Source organism: Halomonas sp. 141, assembly GCF_002810305.1.
GTDB classification, from domain to species: Bacteria; Pseudomonadota; Gammaproteobacteria; order Pseudomonadales; family Halomonadaceae; genus Vreelandella; species Vreelandella stevensii.
On the sequence record NZ_PINZ01000002.1, the window covers coordinates 13,689 to 34,806 of the forward strand.

Annotated in this window: 15 protein-coding genes; 12 read left to right on the forward strand and 3 right to left on the reverse strand. The window is 61.9% G+C overall.

From position 1 onward, the window contains the following. Nucleotides 1-12 precede the first annotated feature (12 nt). Together CWI66_RS01455 and CWI66_RS01460 are read left to right on the forward strand one after the other, a co-directional pair. Nucleotides 13-1,068 carry an App1 family protein gene (locus CWI66_RS01455; RefSeq protein ID WP_422822515.1) on the forward strand — a complete coding sequence of 352 codons (1,056 nt, stop codon included), beginning with the start codon at nucleotides 13-15 and terminating at the stop codon, nucleotides 1,066-1,068. Between the two features lie 158 nt (nucleotides 1,069-1,226). Continuing rightward, nucleotides 1,227-1,901 (forward strand): zinc metallopeptidase, encoded by a 675-nt coding sequence (locus tag CWI66_RS01460; RefSeq protein ID WP_100730736.1) that lies wholly within the window; start codon nucleotides 1,227-1,229, stop codon nucleotides 1,899-1,901. A gap of 7 nt (nucleotides 1,902-1,908) precedes the next feature. Here the strand turns inward: CWI66_RS01460 and cmoB are convergent, their stop codons facing one another. Further along, nucleotides 1,909-2,919: a tRNA 5-methoxyuridine(34)/uridine 5-oxyacetic acid(34) synthase CmoB gene (gene cmoB / locus CWI66_RS01465; RefSeq protein WP_100730737.1), complete on the reverse strand. Its 1,011-nt coding sequence runs from the start codon at nucleotides 2,917-2,919 to the stop codon at nucleotides 1,909-1,911. A gap of 1 nt (nucleotide 2,920) precedes the next feature. After that, nucleotides 2,921-3,664 carry a carboxy-S-adenosyl-L-methionine synthase CmoA gene (gene cmoA, locus CWI66_RS01470; protein WP_039177622.1) on the reverse strand — a complete coding sequence of 248 codons (744 nt, stop codon included), beginning with the start codon at nucleotides 3,662-3,664 and terminating at the stop codon, nucleotides 2,921-2,923. Between the two features lie 114 nt (nucleotides 3,665-3,778). Between cmoA and pgi the strand changes: the two genes are divergently transcribed. The 4 genes from pgi (at nucleotide 3,779) to serB (ending at nucleotide 10,712) form a co-directional block, all read left to right on the forward strand. Continuing rightward, nucleotides 3,779-5,488 (forward strand): glucose-6-phosphate isomerase, encoded by a 1,710-nt coding sequence (gene pgi, locus CWI66_RS01475; protein ID WP_100730738.1) that lies wholly within the window; start codon nucleotides 3,779-3,781, stop codon nucleotides 5,486-5,488. A 121-nt stretch (nucleotides 5,489-5,609) separates the two neighbouring features. After that, nucleotides 5,610-7,505, forward strand: coding sequence for a DNA topoisomerase IV subunit B (gene parE, locus CWI66_RS01480; RefSeq protein WP_100730739.1), 1,896 nt, complete (start codon nucleotides 5,610-5,612; stop codon nucleotides 7,503-7,505). A gap of 6 nt (nucleotides 7,506-7,511) precedes the next feature. Then, nucleotides 7,512-9,764: a DNA topoisomerase IV subunit A gene (gene parC / locus CWI66_RS01485; protein ID WP_016913416.1), complete on the forward strand. Its 2,253-nt coding sequence runs from the start codon at nucleotides 7,512-7,514 to the stop codon at nucleotides 9,762-9,764. A 3-nt stretch (nucleotides 9,765-9,767) separates the two neighbouring features. Beyond that, nucleotides 9,768-10,712 carry a phosphoserine phosphatase SerB gene (gene serB / locus CWI66_RS01490; RefSeq protein WP_100730740.1) on the forward strand — a complete coding sequence of 315 codons (945 nt, stop codon included), beginning with the start codon at nucleotides 9,768-9,770 and terminating at the stop codon, nucleotides 10,710-10,712. A 30-nt stretch (nucleotides 10,713-10,742) separates the two neighbouring features. Here the strand turns inward: serB and CWI66_RS01495 are convergent, their stop codons facing one another. Continuing rightward, nucleotides 10,743-11,585 (reverse strand): DUF6694 family lipoprotein, encoded by an 843-nt coding sequence (locus tag CWI66_RS01495; RefSeq protein WP_100730741.1) that lies wholly within the window; start codon nucleotides 11,583-11,585, stop codon nucleotides 10,743-10,745. A gap of 161 nt (nucleotides 11,586-11,746) precedes the next feature. On the opposite strand from CWI66_RS01495, the gene CWI66_RS01500 reads away from it, so the two are divergent. The 6 genes from CWI66_RS01500 (at nucleotide 11,747) to CWI66_RS01525 (ending at nucleotide 21,117) form a co-directional block, all read left to right on the forward strand. Continuing rightward, on the forward strand, nucleotides 11,747-12,628 hold the full coding sequence (locus CWI66_RS01500) for an ion transporter (RefSeq protein WP_096923196.1): 882 nt from the start codon (nucleotides 11,747-11,749) through the stop codon (nucleotides 12,626-12,628). Nucleotides 12,629-12,641: 13 nt separating this feature from the next. Beyond that, nucleotides 12,642-14,321, forward strand: coding sequence for a 2-isopropylmalate synthase (gene leuA, locus CWI66_RS01505; RefSeq protein ID WP_100730742.1), 1,680 nt, complete (start codon nucleotides 12,642-12,644; stop codon nucleotides 14,319-14,321). Nucleotides 14,322-14,383: 62 nt separating this feature from the next. Further along, nucleotides 14,384-15,886 (forward strand): DUF3375 domain-containing protein, encoded by a 1,503-nt coding sequence (locus CWI66_RS01510; protein WP_100730743.1) that lies wholly within the window; start codon nucleotides 14,384-14,386, stop codon nucleotides 15,884-15,886. A 98-nt stretch (nucleotides 15,887-15,984) separates the two neighbouring features. Further along, a complete protein-coding gene (locus CWI66_RS01515; protein ID WP_232710691.1) occupies nucleotides 15,985-16,647 on the forward strand; it encodes a DUF4194 domain-containing protein in 663 nt (220 codons plus the stop codon). Continuing rightward, on the forward strand, nucleotides 16,644-19,988 hold the full coding sequence (locus tag CWI66_RS01520) for an ATP-binding protein (RefSeq protein WP_100730745.1): 3,345 nt from the start codon (nucleotides 16,644-16,646) through the stop codon (nucleotides 19,986-19,988). Before CWI66_RS01515 ends, CWI66_RS01520 begins: the two co-directional genes overlap by 4 nt. Beyond that, on the forward strand, nucleotides 19,972-21,117 hold the full coding sequence (locus CWI66_RS01525; RefSeq protein ID WP_100730746.1) for a Wadjet anti-phage system protein JetD domain-containing protein: 1,146 nt from the start codon (nucleotides 19,972-19,974) through the stop codon (nucleotides 21,115-21,117). The genes CWI66_RS01520 and CWI66_RS01525 overlap by 17 nt, the downstream gene beginning before the upstream one ends. Nucleotide 21,118 lies beyond the last annotated feature (1 nt).

Sequence of the window (21,118 nt, forward strand, 5' to 3'; positions counted from 1 at the left end):
GTTGCCAAACCCATGAAAAAGGATCGTGGCCGGGGTGGCATGATGGTGCACCCTTATCGTGGCTACGGCTCTCAACAGGAAATTTTCGTCATGGGCCGCGTGTTTCGACAGGCGGCCCTTGGGCGTGCCATCCCGCGGCGCGGCATATTGCGTGACACGGCCGACGTGGCCCGGCGCATCTTTCGCCGTGGCCTGGCCGATGCCCAGGTAGAGATCCGTGTGGGTGAAAATCAGCTGACGCTGACCACCGACCGCGACGGTTATTTCGACGCCCATTTGCCCATCACCTCGACGCTGCCAGTGGACGTTTCCTGGCACCGTGCGGATATCGTCGTACGTGCCAGCGGCCAGCCCACGGTGCGCACCAGTGTGGAAGTCTACGTGCCGCCCCCCGAGGCCGACCTGCTGGTGATCAGTGATATCGACGACACCGTGATGTTCACCGGTGTAGCCGAAAAGCTGAAGATGCTCTATCGGCTGTTCGTGCGCAAACCCCATCGACGCACCGCGTTTCCCGGCGTGGCATCGTTGTACCAGGCGCTCTACCGTGGCCAGACCGAAAAGGCAGAGCGTCCCATTCTGTACGTGTCCCGTGGCCCCTGGGCCATCTATGAAATTCTCGAAGCCTTCTTTCAGCTCAACCGTATTCCGGTGGGGCCGATCCTGTTTCTGCGCGAATGGGGTATCTCCTGGCGCAAGCCTTGGCCGCGCCGGGCAGAAGCCCACAAGCGCGACCTGATCGACCGCATGCTGGCGCTCTATCAGGACATGCCCTGCATCCTGATCGGCGACAGCGGCCAGCACGACCCGGAGGTATATACCGAGGTCGTCAAAGCCTACCCGGAGCGCATCAAGGCGATTTACATCCGACGGGTGGACAGTGACCCCAAACGCGAAGAAGCCATTCAACGGCTGCGTGAGCAGTTGGCGCACACTCAGTGCGAACTGGTGTTGGCCGCTGACAGCGTGCTGATGGCCGAACATGCCCACGGGCAGGGCGATATATCTGCCCGCGGGCTGCAGGCCGTCAAGCGTGATGTCGCCGCACATCACAACGACCCCGACTGACGCTGCGCCCCCACGCGTATCATGGTAAAACTAATGGCCCGCTTGCGGGTCTTTTTACGTAGGCACTGACCGTCGCGAGCAGCTTGCTTTGCCGCCGTCAGTGCCCCCACGGCTTGTCGAAGCCTCTCTGAATTACCTGTGAACGCAGCGGTGGAGTTATGTGGATTCTGGTCATTGCCATCATGCTGGCAATCTTCGTACTGCCCAATGCCTGGGCGAAATGGGTGCTGAAGCGTCACACCCGTGGCCGCGACGACTACCCGGGCACCGGGGCCGAACTGGCCGAGCACCTGTTGCGCCGCCTGGGTGTAGAAGGGGTCAAGGTAGAACGTACCGAGCATGGCGACCACTACGACCCGGAAGCCCGCTGTGTGCGCTTGACGCCAGACCACTACGACGGCCGCTCGCTCACCGCCGTCACCGTGGCGGCTCACGAAGTGGGCCATGCCCTGCAGCACCATGAAGGCTATGCGCCGCTGCTGGCCCGCAGCCGCCTGGTACAGCTGGCACAAAGAGCGGAAAAGCTGGGGGCGGTGCTGATGATGCTGGCGCCTTTCCTGTTCCTGCTGACCCGCTTGCCCGGCGGCCTGGCAGCGGTGGTGGCCATGGCCGTGATCAGTTTTGGCACTGCGGCACTGGTGCATCTGGTCACGCTACCGGTCGAGTTCGATGCCAGCTTCAACCGGGCCCTGCCGCTGCTGAAAGATTACGTGCCCCCCTACGACATGCCCGGTGCCCGCCACGTACTGACCGCTTGCGCCTTCACCTACGTGGCAGCCTCCCTGGCCAGCGTCATGAACCTGGGGCGCTGGCTGGTGATTTTGCGGCGCTGAGCCTGGCTTACGCCGGCTTGTTCGCCAGAATCACCGCGCGGCGGGGGGCGGGGTAGCCCTCTATGGTGCGGGTGCGGTCGTGGGGATCCAAAAAGTCGGCCAGTGACTGATAGGTCATCCACTCGGTGGAGCGCTGCTCGTCCAGCGTGGTGGCGGCTTCATCCACTACGCGCACGTTGGTGAAGCCGCAGCGCTCCAGCCAGTGGCACAGGGCGCGGGATGAGGGCAGGAAGTAGACGTTGGGCATGGCGGCGTAGCGCTCGCCGGGCACGAACACGGTCTGCTCGTCGCCTTCCACTACCAGGGTTTCCAGCACCAGCTCGCCGCCGGGGGCCAGCGCGCCCTTGAGCTGTTGCAGGTGCTCCAGGGGCGAAGGGCGATGGTAGAGCACGCCCATGGAGAACACCGTATCGAAAAAGCCCAGGTTTTCCGGTACGTCCTCGATACCCACGGGCAGGAAGTGCGTGCGGCCTTCATCGGCGTCACCCACGAAGTGGCGCACGGCCTGGAACTGCCAGTAGAAGCGCGGGGAAGGGTCGATCACCAGCACGAAGGCGGCGCCTGCGCCTGCCATGCGCCAGGCGTGGTAGCCGCTGCCGCCGCCGACATCCAGCACTTTGCGATACTTGAGCGGGGCAAGATGCGGCGCGACGCGCTGCCATTTCCAGTCGGAGCGCCACTCGGTGTCGATATGAATACCGCCCAGACAAAACGGCCCCTTGCGCCAGGGGGCCAGCTTGCGCAGCAGGTTGAAACACTGGCGCTGCTGGCTCTCGGTAAGTGCCAGCTCTACCGTCAGCGTGTCGCTGTTGAGGTCGACGTGGCGCTCTTCGGGCAGCGGGGGCAGCTTGGCCACGGCCTTTTCCCAGGCGGAAAGGTCGCCGTGGCGCTGGCGGTCTAGCCCGCTGGCCAGCTGCTCGGGCAGTTTGGCCAGCCACGGCGTCAGCGAGGTGTCCTGCGCGGCCTGATCCAGAAACGCTTGATACAGCACGCGATGATCGTCGGGAAGCAGCGCCACGTCAGCCCTCCTTGAACGCGATCAGCGAGGTGAAGTTCAGGTACTGAAACCAGGTCATCGAGCGCGGAAAGCCCGCCTGCGACAACCGCTCGTGCAAGGCATCCAGGGTGTCGGGAATCAGCACATTCTCCAGCGCCGTGCGTTTCTGGCTGATTTCCATGTCGCTGTAGCCGTTGGCGCGCTTGAAGTCGTGGTAGCGCTCTACTCGCCAGGCATTGTCGCGCTCATCGGCGTCGATGGTCTTTTCCGAGAGAATCAGCACGCCGCCGGGCTCCAGGGCAGCGTACAGCCGCTTGAGCAGGGCATCTCGGTCGGCGGGAGGCAGAAACTGCAGCGTGAAGTTGAGAATGATCATCCCCGACGGCGCGTACGCGTAGGTGCGGATGTCGGCTTCTTCCACCTGCATGGCGTGGTCGGGGCTCTCGTCGAGAAAGGTCTGGCGAGCACGCTCGACCATGGCAGGCGAGAGGTCGATGCCGGTATAGCGGAAAGCGTCGGCGGGCATGGCCCCGGCCAGCGCCAGGCCCGAGGCCCCCAGCGAGCAGCCCAGGTCGTAGACATGGGCGCCGTGGCGCAAATGGCGCTGGGCGATCAGGCTCAGCATGCCCAGGATCTGGCCATAGCCGGGCACCGAGCGGCGGATCATGTCGGGAAAGCAGGCGACGACCTGTTCATCAAAAGAGAACCTTGCCACCTTATCCAGGGGTGTTGAAAAGATAGCGTCGCGGTAAGATGCATCACTCATGGGCAAGCCAGGCTGGTTAATGAGGCTCGCTAGTTTACGCGCCCTTGTTAATCCAGAACAGGCCCGTCGATCACAGATTCCTGCCTCACGGAACGACGCCACAGGAGAGGGCACATGGCTTCAGCAAAGGCAACTCCCGATACGCTACCCGCTTGGCAAACGCTTACCCAGCATGCCCAGGCGATTCGTCACATCCATCTGAAGAACCTGTTTGGTGACGACCCCGAGCGCTGGTCACACTTCACCCGTCACGTGGCGGGGCTGACGCTGGACCTCTCCAAACAGCGTTGGGATGACGACACCCTGGAGCATTTGCTGGGTCTGGCGGAAGAGGCGGGCGTGCCGGGGGCCATCGAAGCGCTGTTGAGCGGCAAGCGGGTCAACGTCAGCGAAAACCGCCCGGCGCTGCACACCGCCTTGCGCTTGCCCGCCGATGCCCAGCTGGAGGTGGAGGGTGAAGACATCGTCGGGGCCGTGCACGACAGCCTGGCGCAGATGGAGCGCCTGGTGCAGCGCCTGCACGCAGGCCAGTGGCGCGGTGCCACCGGCAAGCCGATTCGTCACGTGGTGAACCTGGGGGTAGGCGGCTCGGATTTGGGCCCGCTGATGGTGACCCACGCGCTGGCCGATTATCGCCCCAGCGATATTCACCCCGTCGAGGTGCACTTTGCCTCGACCATGGATGGCTCGCAGCTGGCCGACTACCTGACGCGTTTCAACCCGGAAACGACGCTGTTCGTGCTCTCTTCGAAGTCGTTCACCACCATCGATACGCTGTCCAACGCCAACACCGCCCGTGACTGGCTGCTGGGACGGCTGTCCCGGCATGCGGAAGCTGGCGAAGCCCCTCAGGCGCACACCATCAGTGCCGAACTGGTCGTGCGTCAGCACTTCATTGGTGTCTCGGCAAGCCCGGAAAAAATGAGCGAGTGGGGCATCACCCCGGACCACCAGCTGATGTTCTGGGAGTGGGTGGGGGGGCGCTATTCGCTCTGGGGCACCATTGGCCTGCCGATTGCCCTGGTGATCGGCATGGAGAACTTTCGTGCGCTGCTGTCGGGCGCGCACGCCATGGATACCCACTTCAAGACGGCGCCCATGGCCGACAACCTGCCCGTGCTGCTGGGCCTGGCGGGTATCTGGAACGTGAACTTTCTGGACATTCGTGCCCATTCGATTCTGCCCTATGACGGGCGTCTGGAATATTTTGCCGCCTATCTGGAACAGCTGGAAATGGAGTCCAACGGTAAATCCGTGACCCGCCAGGGCCAGGCGGTGAGTTACTCTACCTGCCCGGTGCTTTGGGGGCAGTTGGGTCCCAATGCTCAGCATGCGTTCTATCAGCTGCTGCACCAGGGCACCCAGCCAGTGGTCTGCGACTTCATTGCCCCGCTCAAGCGCTACGACGAGGTCGAAGACCCGGACACTCGCCGCCACCTGAAGGCCCAGCATCGGCTGGCGCTGGCCAACTGCTTCGCCCAGTCGCGGGTGCTGATGCTGGGGGACGATGCGCTGGAGGAGGACGGCCCGCGCCCCGAACACAAACGCTATCGCGGTAATCAGCCCTCGACCACGGTGCTGCTGGACAAACTCACGCCCGCCACCCTGGGGGCGCTGATTGCGCTCTACGAGCACAAGGTGTTCGTGCAGGCGGTGATCTGGGACATCAATCCTTTCGACCAGTGGGGTGTCGAGCTGGGCAAGCAGATTGCCACCGACACCCAGGCCATCATCGAAGGCGAAGGCGAGCTGGCGCGTTTGGACGCTTCCAGCCGTGGGCTGATCGAAGCGTTCTGGGCGGCGGAGCAGACGCCGCGCGGCTAAGGGATGCGTGGCGCCTGTTTTTCATGGCTGGATATACAGCTTTTTGCTTTTCCGCTATCCTGTGCCCTTTTGTCGGCGGCGCACGCCGCCGACAGTACGTATTTTTAGGAACTGACGTTACATGACCCAGTTTGATGCTTCTCAGTACGGCGCGAGTTCCATCGAGGTTCTCTCCGGGCTTGAGCCGGTGCGCAAGCGCCCTGGAATGTATACCGATACCTCGCGGCCCAATCACCTGGCCCAGGAGGTCATCGACAACAGTGTCGATGAGGCGCTGGCTGGGCATGCCACGGCCATCAGCGTCGTGCTGCACTTCGATGGCGCCATCGAAGTGCAGGACAACGGGCGCGGCATGCCCATCGACCTGCATCCCGAGCACGGCGTCTCGGGGGTCGAGCTGATTCTGACCAAGCTCCACGCGGGGGGCAAGTTCTCCTCGTCGAGCTATCGCTTTTCCGGCGGCTTGCACGGCGTGGGCGTGTCGGTGGTCAATGCGCTGTCGCGGCGGCTGGAGGTCGAGGTCACCCGGGACGGCGCACGCCACGCCATTGCCTTCGAACACGGCGAAAAGGTCGAAGAGCTCAAGGAGATCGGCAAGGCCGCCAAACGTGCCACCGGAACGTTGGTGCGCTTCTGGCCGGACGAAAGCTACTTCGACAGCCCCAAACTTGCGCTCTCACGATTGAAGCACCTGCTGCGGGCCAAGGCGGTGCTGTGCCCGGGGCTGGCGGTCACGCTGGTGGAGCCGGACGGCACCAAAACCGAGTGGGCGTACGCCGATGGCCTGCGCGACTACCTGGCCGAAGCCACCGATGGCTACGAGGTGCTCCCCAGGGAGCCTTTCGTTGGCCACTTCAATGATGACGAGCATGGCGTGGACTGGGCGATTCAGTGGCTGCCGGAAGGTGGCGAAGCGCTGCTGGAGAGCTACGTCAACCTGATTCCCACGCCCCAGGGCGGCACCCATGTGAACGGTTTCCGGGCGGGGTTGCTGGATGCCCTGAGGGAGTTCTGCGAATTCCGCAACCTGCTGCCCAGGGGCATCAAACTCACCGCCGAAGACCTGTGGGAGCGCGCATCCTTCGTGCTGTCGGTCAAGATGCTCGACCCTCAGTTTGCCGGGCAGACCAAGGAGCGGCTATCGTCGCGTACCATCGCCGGATTCGTGTCCGGCGTGGTGAAAGACGCGTTCTCGCTGTGGCTGAACCACCACGTGGAGCAGGCCGAGCAGTTGGCCGAGCTGGTGATCAGCGCTGCCCAGCAGCGTCAGCGGAAATCGAAGAAAGTGGCGCGCAAGAAGGTCACCTCGGGCCCCGCGCTGCCGGGCAAGCTGGCCGACTGTTCGGGCCAGGACCCGGCCCAGAGCGAGCTGTTTCTGGTGGAAGGGGACTCGGCCGGGGGCAGCGCCAAGCAGGCGCGCAACCGCGAAACCCAGGCCATCCTGCCGCTGCGCGGCAAGATTCTGAACACCTGGGAGGTCGAGACCCACGATATCTACGGCTCCCAGGAAGTCCACGACATCGCGGTGGCCATTGGCGCCGACCCCGGCAGTGCCGACCTGGAAAAGCTGCGCTACCACAAGATCTGCATCCTGGCCGATGCCGATTCGGATGGCCTGCACATCGCCACGCTGCTGTGTGCCCTGTTCGTGAGGCACTTCCCCGCCCTGGTGGATGCAGGCCATGTGTTCGTGGCCATGCCGCCGCTCTACCGGATCGATCTGGGCAAGGAAGTGCACTACGCCCTGGACGAGAGCGAAAAGGCCGCCATTCTCAAGCAACTGGCCAGCAAGCGCGGCACCCCCAACGTGCAGCGCTTCAAGGGGCTGGGCGAAATGAGCCCGCTACAGCTGCGTGAAACCACCATGGCCGTGGAGACCCGCCGGCTGGTGCAGCTCACGCTGAGCGAGGGGGACGGCACGCTGGAGATGATGGACATGCTGCTGGCGAAAAAACGTGCCAGCGATCGCAAGAAGTGGCTGGAAGATTACGGCAACCTCGCAGACATTGAGGTATAACCTCCGATGACCATGGATATTCAGGTAGCGGAGGGCGACGTCGAGCGTCTGTCCCTGCGCGACTACACCGAAAAAGCGTACCTCGACTACTCGATGTACGTCATTCTCGACCGCGCGTTGCCCAACATCGGTGACGGCATGAAGCCCGTGCAGCGGCGCATCATTTATGCCATGCGTGAACTGGCGCTGCACGCCAACGCCAAGTACAAGAAGTCGGCGCGTACCGTGGGCGACGTGCTGGGCAAGTTCCACCCCCACGGCGACAGCGCCTGCTACGAAGCCATGGTGCTGATGGCCCAGCCGTTCAGCTACCGCTACCCGCTGGTGGATGGCCAAGGCAACTGGGGTAGCCCGGACGACCCCAAATCCTTCGCGGCAATGCGCTACACCGAGGCCAAGCTCTCCAAATTCGCCGACGTGCTGCTCAGCGAACTGGGCCAGGGCACCGTGGAGTGGGCGCCCAATTTCGATGGCACCATGCAGGAGCCGGTGGTACTGCCGGCTCGTCTGCCCCATGTGCTGCTCAATGGCGGCACCGGCATTGCCGTGGGCATGGCCACGGACATTCCGCCGCACAACGTATCGGAAGTGGTCGATGCCACCTGCCATCTGCTGCGCAACCCCAAGGCCACCACGGCCGAGCTGATGGCGTTCGTGCCCGCGCCGGATTTCCCCACCGATGCCGAGATCATCACCCCCAAAGCGGACCTGCAAAAGCTCTATGAAAGCGGCCGTGGCTCGGTGAAGCTGCGCGCTCGCTACGTGCGAGAAGAGGCCAACGTGGTGATCACCGCGCTGCCTTACCAGGTCAGTGGTGCCAAGGTGCTGGAGCAGATCGCCGCGCAGATGCAGGCGAAGAAGCTGCCCATGGTGGCCGACCTGCGCGACGAGTCGACCCATGAAGAGCCCACCCGACTGGTGATCGAGCCACGCTCCAGCCGTGTGGACGTGGAGTCGCTGATGGCTCACCTGTTCGCCACCACGGACCTCGAAAAGAACGTGCGGGTGAACATGAACGTGATTGGCCTGGACGGTCGGCCACGGGTCATGCCGCTGAATGACATGCTGGGCGAGTGGCTGCGCTTTCGTCGTGCCACGGTGCGCCGTCGCCTGGAGCATCGGCTGGGCAAGGTGGAAGATCGCCTGCACATTCTGGAAGGCCTGCTGACGGCTTACCTGAACATCGATGAAGTGATTCGTATCATCCGCGAAGAGGACGAGCCCAAACCTGCCCTGATGAGCGCTTTTGGCCTCTCCGAGCGGCAGGCCGAGGCGATTCTGGAGCTGCGCCTGCGCCACCTGGCCAAGCTGGAAGAGATGAAGATTCGCGGCGAGCAGGACGAGCTGGAGAAAGAGCGCAAGACCCTGCAAGGCCTGCTGGGCAGCGACGCCAAGCTCACCACGCTGATCGAAAAAGAGATTCGCGCGGCGGGCAAGGAGCACGGCGATGCGCGCCGTTCGCCGCTGGTCGAGCGCAGCGAAGCGAAAGCGCTCTCGGAAGTGGAGCTGCTGGGAGCCGACCCGATTACCGTGGTGCTGTCCGACAAGGGCTGGATCCGTGCGGCCAAGGGCCATGACATCGACCCTGAAGGGCTATCGTACAAGGCGGGCGACAGCTTCCGCCTGGCGGCCCGGGGCAAGACCAATCAGCCGCTGGTGCTGCTGGACGATACTGGCCGTGCCTACACGCTGCCAGCGCACAACCTGCCCAGCGCCCGAGGGCAGGGCGAGCCGGTCACCGGCCGCGCCAATGTCTCGGCGGGCGCCCAGATGGCGGGCTTGATGCTGGCGCCGCCCACGCGACGCTTTTTGCTGGCCAGCGATGGTGGCTATGGCTTCGTCGCGCCCCTGGAGGCGCTGACCGGCAAGAACAAGGCGGGCAAGGCGGTACTCAGCGTGCCGAAGGGCTGCAGCGTCATGGCGCCCGTGGAGGTGCCGGAAGGCGAATCGCTGTGGGTGGCGTCGGTTTCCAATGAAGGGCGGCTGCTGCTCTTCCCGCTGGACCAGTTGCCCGAGATGGCCAAGGGCAAGGGCAACAAGATGCTCGATATCCCCGGCCCCCGGGCGGCGCGGCGCGAAGAGTTCCTGCGTGATATCGCCATTGTGCCGGAAGGCGGGGAGCTGATCATTCATGCGGGCAAGCGCAAGCTGACGCTCAAGGCCGATGACCTTGCTTATTACCGGGGTGAACGTGGGCGTCGGGGCAGCAAGTTGCCGCGCGGTTTCCAAAAAGTAGAACGACTAGAAGCAGGGGAGTGACCGATGGCACGCGGTGATGAAGCAGTAGCCGATGTGGTGATGAGTGTACTGGCACCACGCTGGACACCCGACATGGAGCCGCCCCTGGCGGCACTGCTGGCGCAGTTCGGCCTGCAGGAGCAGCAGCGCACGCCGTTGGCCCAGGTGGCAGAAGGCGCGCCGCTGGATTGCCTGGAGCTGCACCTGGCTGGCGCTCCCGCCGAGTGGCGGGAGCTGCGTCAGGCGGCGCTGGCGCTGGGGGAAACGCTGGGGGCCGACGTGGTGGTGCAACCCGACCGGCGCCACCTGGGGGCTCCCAGGCTGGTCTGTTTCGATATGGACTCCACCCTGATCAAGGCCGAGGTGATCGATGAGCTGGCGCGCCGCCACGGGGTAGGCGACGAAGTGGCCGAAGTCACCGAGCGGGCGATGCGCGGCGAGCTGGACTTTCAGGCCAGCTTCCGGGAGCGGATGAGCAAGCTGGCGGGGCTGGATGAGTCGGTGTTGGCCAGCATTGCGGCCGAGCTGCCGCTGATGGACGGTGTCGAGCGGCTGATGGCCAATCTTCGCCATCAGGGTATCCGCACTGCCATCCTTTCCGGTGGCTTTACCTATTTTGCCCGTGGCCTGCAGGCGCGGCTTGGCTTCGATGAGATCCACGCCAATGAGCTGGTGATTCAACAGGGCAAGGTCACAGGCGAAGTCCAGGAGCCCATCGTCGATGCCGAGCGCAAGGCGCTGCTGCTGGAGCAGATTGCCCAGCGTGAAGGTATCGACCTGGCGCAGACGGTGGCGGTAGGTGACGGGGCCAACGACCTGAAGATGTTGGCCAAGGCGGGAATGGGCGTAGCGTTTCGCGCCAAGCCACTGGTGCGTGCCGAGGCGCGTCAGGCGCTGGGCGTGGCAGGGCTGGATGGCGTGCTCTATCTGCTGGGCTATTCCCAGGCCGAGCTGATCGATCCTATCTAGTGATGACGGGGCGGCGTTTGGCCGCCCTGTTCAGCTCGAAGGGCTCTCGGTGCTGGGCGTCAGGCTACCGTACTCGGCCCGCAGGGCTGCCAGCCGTTCGGTTTCGGCCTCCGTCAGCGTAGGCGCGTGCCACAGCCGTTGGCCCTGGGCATCCTTCACGCCCTTCAACGTGAGGGTGAGCTGGACATCCCGGGGTATCTGATCGTTGCCCCAAGGGCCAAAACGGTTGGGTGCCAGGCTCCAGGTGGCGCGCTCACCCGGCGCCAGGCCGCCGGAAATCACGTAGTAGAACGTCTCGTCTACCCAGGCAACGTCGCGGTTGGCGCTGCGCAGTACGCCGCGCAGCTGCAGCTCGGCAATGGTCTCCTCGGAGTCGTTGCTGACCTCTAGTTCAATGACCGGCTCCAGCGCTCCGAATGGGCTGGAAGCAAGATAGTAGCGCGCCCTGTCGATAGTCACCTGCGCCAGCTGCTGCTGAGCGGCTTCGGCGTTGGCCTCTTTTTCTTCCAGGCGGCTCAAGGTGCGCAGGGCCTGGTCACGCTCTCGGGCACGGCGCTGGCGCAGCATCTCGTCGGCTCGCTCGATGACCTGGTCGCCGGTGAGCCCGTGCATGTAGGCGTTGGCCGACTCGGCGATTTCAGCCGCGTTCATGCGCCCGGGTTGCAGCGCACTCATCCCGCTGAAAGACGACATGGCGATGATCTTCAACGCCTGGTCGAACTCGTCGCGCTTGTAAGTGGGCAGCGAATCGCGGACTTTCTCGATGGACACCACGGCTGCGGGCATCGAACTCGTATCAATTTTGGGGTCAGCGCAGCCTGCCATCAGCAGGGCCGTCAGCGACAGTATCGATAGCCTTGTCAGGCGCCGCATAGTTGTACCTCGTTACAGGCCAAAAAACCGACAGGGAGCTTACCCGAAAGTGGTATCGACCACTAGCCGGAGCAGCAAAACTCCCCTGACTCCAGCAGGTGGAAGGCGGCTCTTTTTGGTATAAAGTGTGCCGATTCAACGTTTCCGAGAAGCCCCGTTCCATGAGTGCATCCTTTACTACCTGGCAGGCGCGCTTTGAAAAGCTGCGCAGCAACAAGCTGTTCGAGACCGTGGTGATCGCCATCATCGTGCTGTCTGCCCTGACCATCGGTGCCCGCACCTACGATGAGGTCAGTCAGTTCGAGCAGTGGCTGATCTATCTGGACGTCGCCGTCACCATCTTCTTTCTGGTGGAACTGCTGATTCGCATGGCCGCCGAACGCAATCTGACCAACTTCTTCAAGAAGGGTTGGAACATCTTCGACTTCCTGATCGTCACGGCCAGCCTCATCCCCATGGACGACTCGGAGATGGTGCTGCTGGCACGCCTGCTGCGCATCTTCCGGGTGCTGCGTCTGGTGTCGATGATTCCCGAGCTGCGCCTGCTCTTGGTGGCGTTGATCAAGTCCATTCCACGGATGGGCTACGTGGCGCTGCTGATGTTCATCATCTTCTATATCTACGCGGCGGTGGGCAGCTTCATCTTCCATACCGTGGATGAGCAGCTGTGGGGCAACATTGCGCTGGCCATGCTGACGCTGTTCCAGGTGGCCACCTTCGAGAGCTGGGCCACGGCGGTGCTGTATCCCACCATGGAGCAGTACCCCTACGCCTGGATCTACTTTCTGACCTTCATCTTTTTGAATGCGTTCATTTTCCTGAATATGATGATCGGTATCGTGCTGGACGTGATGCAGAAAGAGAGCGCACAGATTGATTTAGAAAGCGGAGAAGGCGAAGCTGCAGAGATACAGGGCCTGCGTGACGACGTGCGCGCACTGCGCAGCCAGTTGGATCGCATGGAGTCCGCCCTGCAGGCGGCCGCGCAAGCAAAGCCTGGTCTAGCACAGCCTGGGCAAGCAAAGCCTGACCGCGACGAATAACAGGAGAGCCACGATGATGATGAAGGACCCTTCGAAAAAGTATCGCCCTTTCGTGGCGGTGGACCTGCCCGACCGTCAGTGGCCCGGCCAGCGCATCGACACGCCGCCCATCTGGTGCAGCGTCGACCTGCGCGATGGCAACCAGTCGCTGATCGACCCCATGGATCAGGAGCGCAAGCAGCGGTTGTTCGACATGCTGCTGAAGATCGGTTTCAAAGAGATCGAAGTGGGCTTTCCTTCTGCGTCGCAAACCGATTTCGATTTCGTGCGCTCGTTGATCGAGCAGGACAAGATTCCCGACGACGTCACCATCCAGGTGCTGACCCAGGCACGGCCGCATCTGATCGAGCGCACCTTCGAGGCGCTGAAGGGCGCCAAGCGTGCCATCGTGCACGTCTACAATGCCACCGACCCGATGTTTCGACGGGTGGTGTTCAACGTCGACAAGGCAGAGTGCGTGCAAATTGCCGTGGACGCCACGGCGCAGATACGTGACCTGATGGCCGCCAACCCGGAGACCCAGTGGACCTTCCAGTATTCGCCGGAACTGTTCACGACCACGGAAATGCCTTTCGCCGTGGAGATCGTCGAAGCCGTGATGGACACCTTCGGCCCCAGCGTGGACAACCGGATGATCGTCAACCTGCCGGCCACGGTCGAAGTGGCCACGCCCAACAATTACGCCGACCAGATCGAGTGGTTCTGCCGCCATGTGAAAAAGCGCGATACGCTGATCGTCAGCGTGCACCCGCACAACGACCGCGGCACCGGCGTAGCGGCGGCGGAGTTGACCCTGATGGCAGGTGCCGATCGCGTCGAGGGCACCCTGTTCGGTAATGGCGAGCGTACCGGCAATGTGGACATCGTGACACTGGCCATGAATATGTACACCCAGGGCGTGAACCCGCAGCTCGATTTCTCCAATATCACGCCGATCATGCGCGAAGTGGAGTACTGCAACCAGCTGCCGGTGCACCCCCGCCATCCGTACGTGGGCGACCTGGTGTTCACGGCATTTTCCGGTTCGCATCAGGATGCCATCAAGAAGGGCATGGCCGAGCGTCGCGCCAACCCCGAAGCCCCCTGGGACGTGCCGTACCTGCCCATCGACCCCATGGATGTCGGGCGCAGCTACGAAGCCGTGATTCGCGTCAACAGCCAGTCGGGCAAGGGCGGCATCTCCTACCTGCTGGAGCAAGAGCACGGCATCGAGCTACCGCGCAGGCTCTCCATCGAATTCAGCCAGGTGGTGCAGGAAGTGGCGGACCGTACGGGCCGCGAGATCACTTCCCAGATGATCTATCAGGCCTTCCTGGAAGAGTACCTGGAGCAGCAGGCACCGCTGGCGCTGGTCAATCACCGCCTGGCCTCCGAGCCGGATAGCCCCCGCGTCACCCTGGAAGCCGTCGTGGAGCAGCAGGGCGAACGCCATCTGTTGAGCGGTCAGGGCAACGGCCCGCTAGCGGCCTTCGTCAAAGCGCTGCACGCCCATGGTCACGACGTGGAGATCATCGACTACCACGAGCACTCCCGAGGCCAGGGCGCCGATGCGGAAGCCATTGCCTATGTCGAAGTCCGTATCGACGGCCAGGCCGTGTTTGGCGTCGGCAGCGACGAGAGCATCACCAGCGCCTCCATGAAAGGCGTGCTGAGTGCCATCAATCGTTATCATGCGGCTCGTTCCCAACAGTAAACGTTTAGGCGGCAACGTTGGAGTAAACACGGTTTACAAGATGCACTGACTCAGAGATCAGCATGGAGAATAACCCCCAGCAACGCACGCGTCGCTATATCGCAGCCAGGAAACAGCACCCTGCCTGGCTGTTGCTGGCATCCCCCCGAGCGCCCCTGGTGCTGGGCTGCCTGACCTCGTTGTTTGAATTTAGCGAAGATGGTATCGCCGAGTCAGACGCGCTAGAGGCGCTGTCGCAAATGCTGGGGCGTTATGCCGAGCAGGATGAGTACGCCATTGACCCTGACAATACGCGACAGCAGGCTGGGCGTGAGCTGCGCGAGTGGATACGTCGGGGGCTGGTCACTGAGCGTGGTCAACGGTTGTATGCCACGGATGCCTTGTCGTCGGCGATTCAGTTTGTCGATTCGCTGGACAATCGCATCATGACCTCAACTGCGTCGCGGCTGTCGGTGGTGCAGCGTGAAATCGAAAGCCTGGAAGTAAGCCTCAACCCCAATCCTGAGAGTCGCAAAGCAGCGATTCGGCGCAAAATCCAACAGCTGGAGGGCGAATTGGCCGACGCGGAGGCTGGTCATGTACCGGTGCTTTCTGAGCAGCAAGCTATTGAAAATATAAGAGAAGTTTTTCATTTGGCCACCGGTCTGCGTGCCGATTTTCGGCGAGTGGAAGACTCCTGGCGAGAGGCGGATCGCCAACTGCGCCAATCGATCATGTCCGAGAAGTATCATCGGGGGGATATTGTCGATCGCTTGCTGGATGGTCAGGAGGCTTTGCTGGACACCCCAGAGGGCCGTGTGTTCGATAGTTTTTTGCAACAGCTACGCCAAACCGCCGCGCTGGATATGATGCGCCAGCAGCTACGCACTATTCTCGTCCATCCCGCTGCTGGGAAAGCGCTTGGTCGGCTACAGCGGCTGGATCTTAAACAGCTGGGCATGCGGCTGGTTCTGGAAAGTCAGTCCGTATTACAAGCCAGAGCGCGCAGTGAAAAGGATGTCAAAGGCTTCCTCAAGACCGGTTTGGCGGCCGAACACCACCGCGTCGGGCAGTTGCTCAATGATATCTTTCATACCGCTCAGGCGCTGGATTGGCAGCGCCAGAAAGTGCGCCGTTCAGAGGTGTCAGCGCTGCCGCCGCTGGGCTTTGCCCTGGGCAACTTATCGGTGATCGAGCGGCTGCGTTTCAAGGTGCTGGAAAACGAGCAGGACGAGACGCTGGATTTGGCTCAGCAGACGAGCGATTTGAGCGATGTCGAGACTGAGTTCTGGGATTCTCTGGACGGGCTCGACCGCGACGCTTTGGTGCAGGAAACGCTGGCGCTGCTGGCGGCAGAAGGGCGCCCACTCACCCTACTGGAGCTCGCCGAGCGCCTGCCGCCCAGCCATGACCTGGAAACCCTGGCACTCTGGCTGGGCATGGCGCGGGAAGCTGGGGTTGAGATAACCGGGCAGGATGTTCAGGACGTGGTCATTACCGATGATGAACAGTGCGATTGGGTATTCAAAGTGCCGCTGGTTTCCCTGAGTGAGCAGGCGTTGCAGGGCATTGAGTGGGAGTTTTAAGTATGGCGGGTGTTTTTGATCAGATTGTTGGACGCCAGCAGGCAGATGAGGTGAGTGAAGAGCCATCGCCTCCCGAAGGGAAGGATTCGCCCCATTCAATGGCTGAGGAAGGGCTCACAGGTACCGACGGGGAAAATAGCGCGCGTACCGACGTCAAACTGCGGGAAGTGGCTCAGGAGCTGCTGCGTATGGGGCTGCTGGAAGAGAGCCTGCGCCCGCATCTTTATCGAACGGCTCTGGCCTCCATGGAGAAGCTCAATGCAACGTTAGAGCCCCTGGATTTAATTGCCCGCGCCGATGAGATCCGTGGGTTGGTATTTCTGGCGGTGCGTCATGGGGATGTCGATGTGTTTCAAGATGAGTGGTCACATCCACTGGTGCGCAAGCAGCGGCTGAATATGGAGCAGACGCTGCTGGTGGCTATTTTACGTCAGCACTTCATCGCTTACGAGCAGGACGCTGGTACGGGCGCCGGTGACGCCATGGTGGCGGTTGACGAGCTGATTCCACATATGCAGGTGTATTTGGGGGAGAGCGGCAGCGAGGCTCGGGAGCGCACGCGAATGCTGCAATTATTGGATCAGCTCAAGGGGCATGGCCTGGTCTCGGCGCCGGACAGTCACGAGCGGGTAGTCATCCGGCCAATGATCGCTCACTTGGCCAACCCGGAGAACCTCACTGCCTTGCTGTATGAGTTAAAGGCAAGAGTCGCCGCGGAGAGTAGTGACCGCCAGGACAGTGACAAAGAGGGGACGCCATGATTACGACAACGCCTAGCCAGCCCTCGCTGCTGGATGAGGAACGGGCGAGCGCCTGGCAGTTGGCTCCTACCTATATCCTGCAAACCCTGGAGCTGTTCAACTGGGGTGGCTTTGGAGGTATGCACAAGGCGGATATCGACGCTGAGGGTAGCGCCATCATTGGTCCCACCGGCAGTGGCAAGACCACGCTGGTAGATGCGTTGATGACCCTGCTCACGGCCAATCCCAGGTACAACCTTGCCTCTACCGGTGGCCATGAGAGCGACCGGGATCTGGTCTCTTACGTGCGGGGGGTGAGTGGCCCCGGTGATGGCAGTGAGGGGCAGTCGCATATTGCTCGGCCCGGTAAGACCGTGACGGGGCTGGTGGCGATGCTCAGTAATGGTGAAAGCCTGGTGCGTATCGGTGCCCTGCTGTGGTTCGACAGTACCAGCATGTCGCCCTCGGATATGAAAAAGCTATGGCTGTTCAGTACCGCCCGCGAACATACTCTGCATCGCTGGCTGACACTGCAGCAGGAAGGCGGTATGCGCGCTTTGCGCCAACAGGACAAAACCGACACCGGTATTTGGACGTATCCCAGCAAAAAGGGCTTTCTAGCGAGGCTGCGGGACTTTTTCGAAGTGCGTGACAACGCCTTCAACTTACTCAACCGAGCGGCAGGGTTGAAGCAGCTCAACAGCATCGATGAGATCTTTCGCGAGTTAGTGCTAGACGATAACGCCCAGTTTCAGCGCGCCCGGGAAGTCGCCGATAGCTTCGACGACCTCACTGCCATTCATGAAGAGCTTGAAATCGCCCGCCGCCAGCAGCGCTCTCTGGAACCGATCAAAGTCGGCTGGGAGAAGTATCAACGCAACCAGGCAGAGCTGGATGACCAGGAAACCCTCAGCCGGGTGCTGCCGGTGTGGTTTGGTGAACAGGCTCACCGGCTGTGGAAGGCCGAAGCCGAGCGTCTTCAGCAACAAACCCAGCAGGCCGAGGCCGAGTTGGCAGCCGCTGAGGAGAGCTACACTCACCAGCAGCGTACCTGTGAGCGTTTAAATGAAGCTTATCTGCGTCTGGGCGGTTCGGATATTGAGACCCTGGAAGCGCTGGTCAAGGCAAAGCAAGCCAACCTGGAGCGCTGCCAGCGCCATGCGGCAGACTACCAGCGATTGGCACGCTCGCTCTCCTTTGACGATGCCCTCAACCGTGAAGCGGTCGCCACCAATCAGATGCTGGCTGCCGAGCAGTTGCGCGAGGTTCAGCAGGCGCTTGACGCCGCCAAGCAGGCCGCCTTTGAGCAGGGCAGCCAATGCTATCGGATGGAGCATGAGTGCACGGAGTTGCACAAAGAGCTGGCCGAGGTGAAAGCGCGCCCAGGGTCTAATATCCCGGGGCGCTTTCAGCAATTTCGCTCCCTGCTGGCCGATGCGTTGGCACTCGGCGAAGACGACCTGCCCTTTGTCGCCGAGCTGGTACAGGTAAAAGCGGACGAGCAAGCCTGGCGTGGCGCGATTGAACGGGCGATGGGTAGCCACCGGCTGCGTATTTTGGTGCCGCCGGAGGCCAGCCGCCAAGCGCTAGACTGGATCAATAGCCGTCACAATGCGCTGCATGTACGACTCCTGGAAGTGAAATCGCCGTCGAGTCAGGCGCGCTTTTTTGAGGATGGCTTTACCCGCAAGCTCGACTACAAAGAGCACCCCTATCGAGAAGCGATTAAAGAGCTTTTAGCCGGGCTAGACAGACACTGCGTTGGCTCACCGGAGAGGTTGCGAGAGACTCCCCATGCCATGACGGCGGAAGGGTTGATGTCGGGCAAGGCACGCTTTTTTGACAAGCAGGATCAGAAGCGGCTAAACGACGATTGGCAAACCGGCTTTGATAACCGTGACCGGCTGGCGGCGTTAAGCGCGCAAATCAGCGAAGCAGAAGCGCGCTTGCAGAGCGCCAAGGCGGCAGAAGAGCAGGCGAAAGCCTCACTGGCTGCGCTTGAACAGCAGGTAGTGCTGTTAACCAGGCTGGCAGCGTTGGACTATGAGGAGATCAACGCGCCCCAGGCCGAGCGTGAATGGCAACAGCAGCGGGACAAACTGGCCGCCTTGACCGCACCCGATTCCGATGCGGCGACAGCCAAACGCCAACTCGAGCAAGCCCGCGATGAGTTGGCCACGCTGGAGCAGCAAAAAACGCAATGTATCAAGCAGTGTGCCCAGTTAAACAACCGGCTGGAAACAGCCCAAAAAGAGCAGCAGCAGGCGTTTCGCAAAAGCGAAGCAGGGCTGAAGGAGGCGGAGCGCACCCTTGCTGATGACCATTTTTCTCCCCTTGAACAACGGCAGCTTGCCAATGTTGATGAGCTGGAGCGCCACGCCACTACCCAGTTGCAACAGCAACTGACCACCTTGCGGGCGACCCAAAGCCGGGTAGAAAAAGAGCTGGTCAAAGCCATGTCGGATGCCCAGCGGGAAGACCGCGGGGCGCTTTCGGAGGTTGGGCGGGAGCTCGACGATGTGCCCGACTACCTGGCCCGACTCAAGGTGCTCACCGAAGAAGCGCTGCCCGACAAGCAGCAGCGTTTTCAGCAATACCTCACCGACTCTTCCGATCAGGGCGTATCGCAGCTGCTGGCCACCATCGAGGGGGAAGTAGAGCGGATCGAAGAGCGGTTGGAAGACCTCAATAACACCCTGCGGCGGGTAGACTTCCAGCGCGGCCGTTACCTACAGTTGGTGGCCAACAAGGTGGTGCATGAAAGCCTGCGCACCTTTACCCGGGCCAATACGGCGCTCGCCTCGTCGCGGTTTGTCGAGGATGGCGGCGAAAGCCAGTACAAGGCGCTGCAACATATTATCGCCCTGCTGCGCGATGCCTGCGAACGCCAGCGTACCCTCGGCGCGCGAGCGTTATTGGATCCACGTTTTAGGCTTGAGTTTAAAGTCGCCATGATCGACCGGGCCGATGGGCGTGTGATTGAAACCCGCTCGGGTTCCCAGGGCGGTAGCGGTGGCGAAAAAGAGATTATCGCCTCCTATGTGCTGACGGCCTCGCTGAGTTACGCGCTGTGCCCCGACGGCAGCCCTCGGCCGCTGTTTGGCACCATCGTGCTGGATGAAGCCTTTTCGCGCAGTTCGAATGCCGTAGCCGGGCGAATTATTGCCGCGCTCAACGAATTCCACCTTCATGCGCTGTTTATTACCCCCAATAAGGAAATGCGTTTGCTGCGCAAGCACACCCGCTCGGCGGTGGTGGTGCACCGCCGTGGCAATGCCTCCAGCCTGACGCCGATCAGTTGGCAGGCGCTGGATGCCGTGCGTGAAAAGCGGCGTGAGGCGCGCAATGAAGTCCCCGAGTGAAATCGCTGCTCGCTTGGCTAAGCAGTGGCAGCAAGCGTTCTGGCGGGTAGAGCGATTGTTATCCTCGGAGAGTTGGCCGCTGGTGATCCCTATTGGCAAACCCACCGGCCGCCAGTTTGCCGATCAAACCGGTCTGGTGCAGGCCCATGTGCAGCGCTGGCGGCAGGTCACCGTTGGTGAGGTGGTGTTTCAAGATATCAACTTCCGCGCTGCTGCTGAGCCGGTGTCACTCCCCGTGCAGTGGGTGTTGCACACGCCGTCTGAATGGGCCGCCGCTACGGTGGATGGCGATGTGCAGCAGGAGTTTGCGCTGCTGGAAACTCTGGTAGGCAGCGTCAACCAGCGTTACTGGGAGGTGCTGGTGCGTGAGCGCGCCCTCTGGCGCAATAAGTCTGTTAGTGAAATCACTGCCGCTGCAGCGCTGGCGGATTCGCTTTCTCCGGGGATGGCAGAAGGTCGACCATTAAGATTGCTCAACGGACTGAGGGTGGACACCAAGTTTATCGAGCGCAACACGGTGTTACTGACACGCCTGCTGGATGAACGCTACGACGGCATGGCCAGCCAGCAAGGCTTGAACGGTTTTCTGGATGCCCCCGACGATAAAGATCACTGGCTGCTGGTGTTGCCCTTGGAGAAGGGGTTGCTGCCTTTTAAGCGTCAGCGCATCACCGCCAGAGAACTGGCGGATACTTGCCTGCCGGGCTCGCGGGTGGTGGTGGTCGAGAATGTGCAGTGTGAGCACTTGCTACCCGACATGCCGGGTACAGTGGCGATTCTTGGCGCAGGGCTAGATGTACACTGGCTATCAGGTGAGGCGCTAAAAACAAAAGCGGTCGCCTATTGGGGCGATATGGACACTTGGGGACTGCTGATGCTGGCCAGAGCCAGGCAGGCGCTGCCTACGATTACTCCGCTGATGATGAGCGAGGCGCACTTCAAGGCATTTTGCCGTGACTGCGCCGTGCCGGAGCCGGTTCATGCCGAGCTGCCGACCAGCGGCCTGACTGAGCATGAAGTGGCTTTTTTTCATTTTCTTAAAGCCCAACCACAAGGGCGCCTGGAGCAGGAGTATCTACCTTCACAAGACGTACAGCGTGAGCTGCTGGGGTGGTTAGGTCGCTGTTAAA

Excerpts from the sequence above, each read along its gene's own strand:
- CWI66_RS01455 (WP_422822515.1), top strand. The coding sequence starts at position 13 with ATGAAAAAGGATCGTGGCCGGGGTGGCATGATGGTGCACCCTTATCGT.
- CWI66_RS01460 (WP_100730736.1), top strand. The coding sequence starts at position 1,227 with ATGTGGATTCTGGTCATTGCCATCATGCTGGCAATCTTCGTACTGCCC.
- cmoA (WP_039177622.1), bottom strand. The coding sequence starts at position 3,664 with ATGAGTGATGCATCTTACCGCGACGCTATCTTTTCAACACCCCTGGAT.
- pgi (WP_100730738.1), top strand. The coding sequence starts at position 3,779 with ATGGCTTCAGCAAAGGCAACTCCCGATACGCTACCCGCTTGGCAAACG.
- parE (WP_100730739.1), top strand. The coding sequence starts at position 5,610 with ATGACCCAGTTTGATGCTTCTCAGTACGGCGCGAGTTCCATCGAGGTT.
- parC (WP_016913416.1), top strand. The coding sequence starts at position 7,512 with ATGACCATGGATATTCAGGTAGCGGAGGGCGACGTCGAGCGTCTGTCC.
- serB (WP_100730740.1), top strand. The coding sequence starts at position 9,768 with ATGGCACGCGGTGATGAAGCAGTAGCCGATGTGGTGATGAGTGTACTG.
- CWI66_RS01495 (WP_100730741.1), bottom strand. The coding sequence starts at position 11,585 with ATGCGGCGCCTGACAAGGCTATCGATACTGTCGCTGACGGCCCTGCTG.
- CWI66_RS01500 (WP_096923196.1), top strand. The coding sequence starts at position 11,747 with ATGAGTGCATCCTTTACTACCTGGCAGGCGCGCTTTGAAAAGCTGCGC.
- leuA (WP_100730742.1), top strand. The coding sequence starts at position 12,642 with ATGATGATGAAGGACCCTTCGAAAAAGTATCGCCCTTTCGTGGCGGTG.
- CWI66_RS01510 (WP_100730743.1), top strand. The coding sequence starts at position 14,384 with ATGGAGAATAACCCCCAGCAACGCACGCGTCGCTATATCGCAGCCAGG.
- CWI66_RS01515 (WP_232710691.1), top strand. The coding sequence starts at position 15,985 with ATGGCTGAGGAAGGGCTCACAGGTACCGACGGGGAAAATAGCGCGCGT.
- CWI66_RS01520 (WP_100730745.1), top strand. The coding sequence starts at position 16,644 with ATGATTACGACAACGCCTAGCCAGCCCTCGCTGCTGGATGAGGAACGG.
- CWI66_RS01525 (WP_100730746.1), top strand. The coding sequence starts at position 19,972 with ATGAAGTCCCCGAGTGAAATCGCTGCTCGCTTGGCTAAGCAGTGGCAG.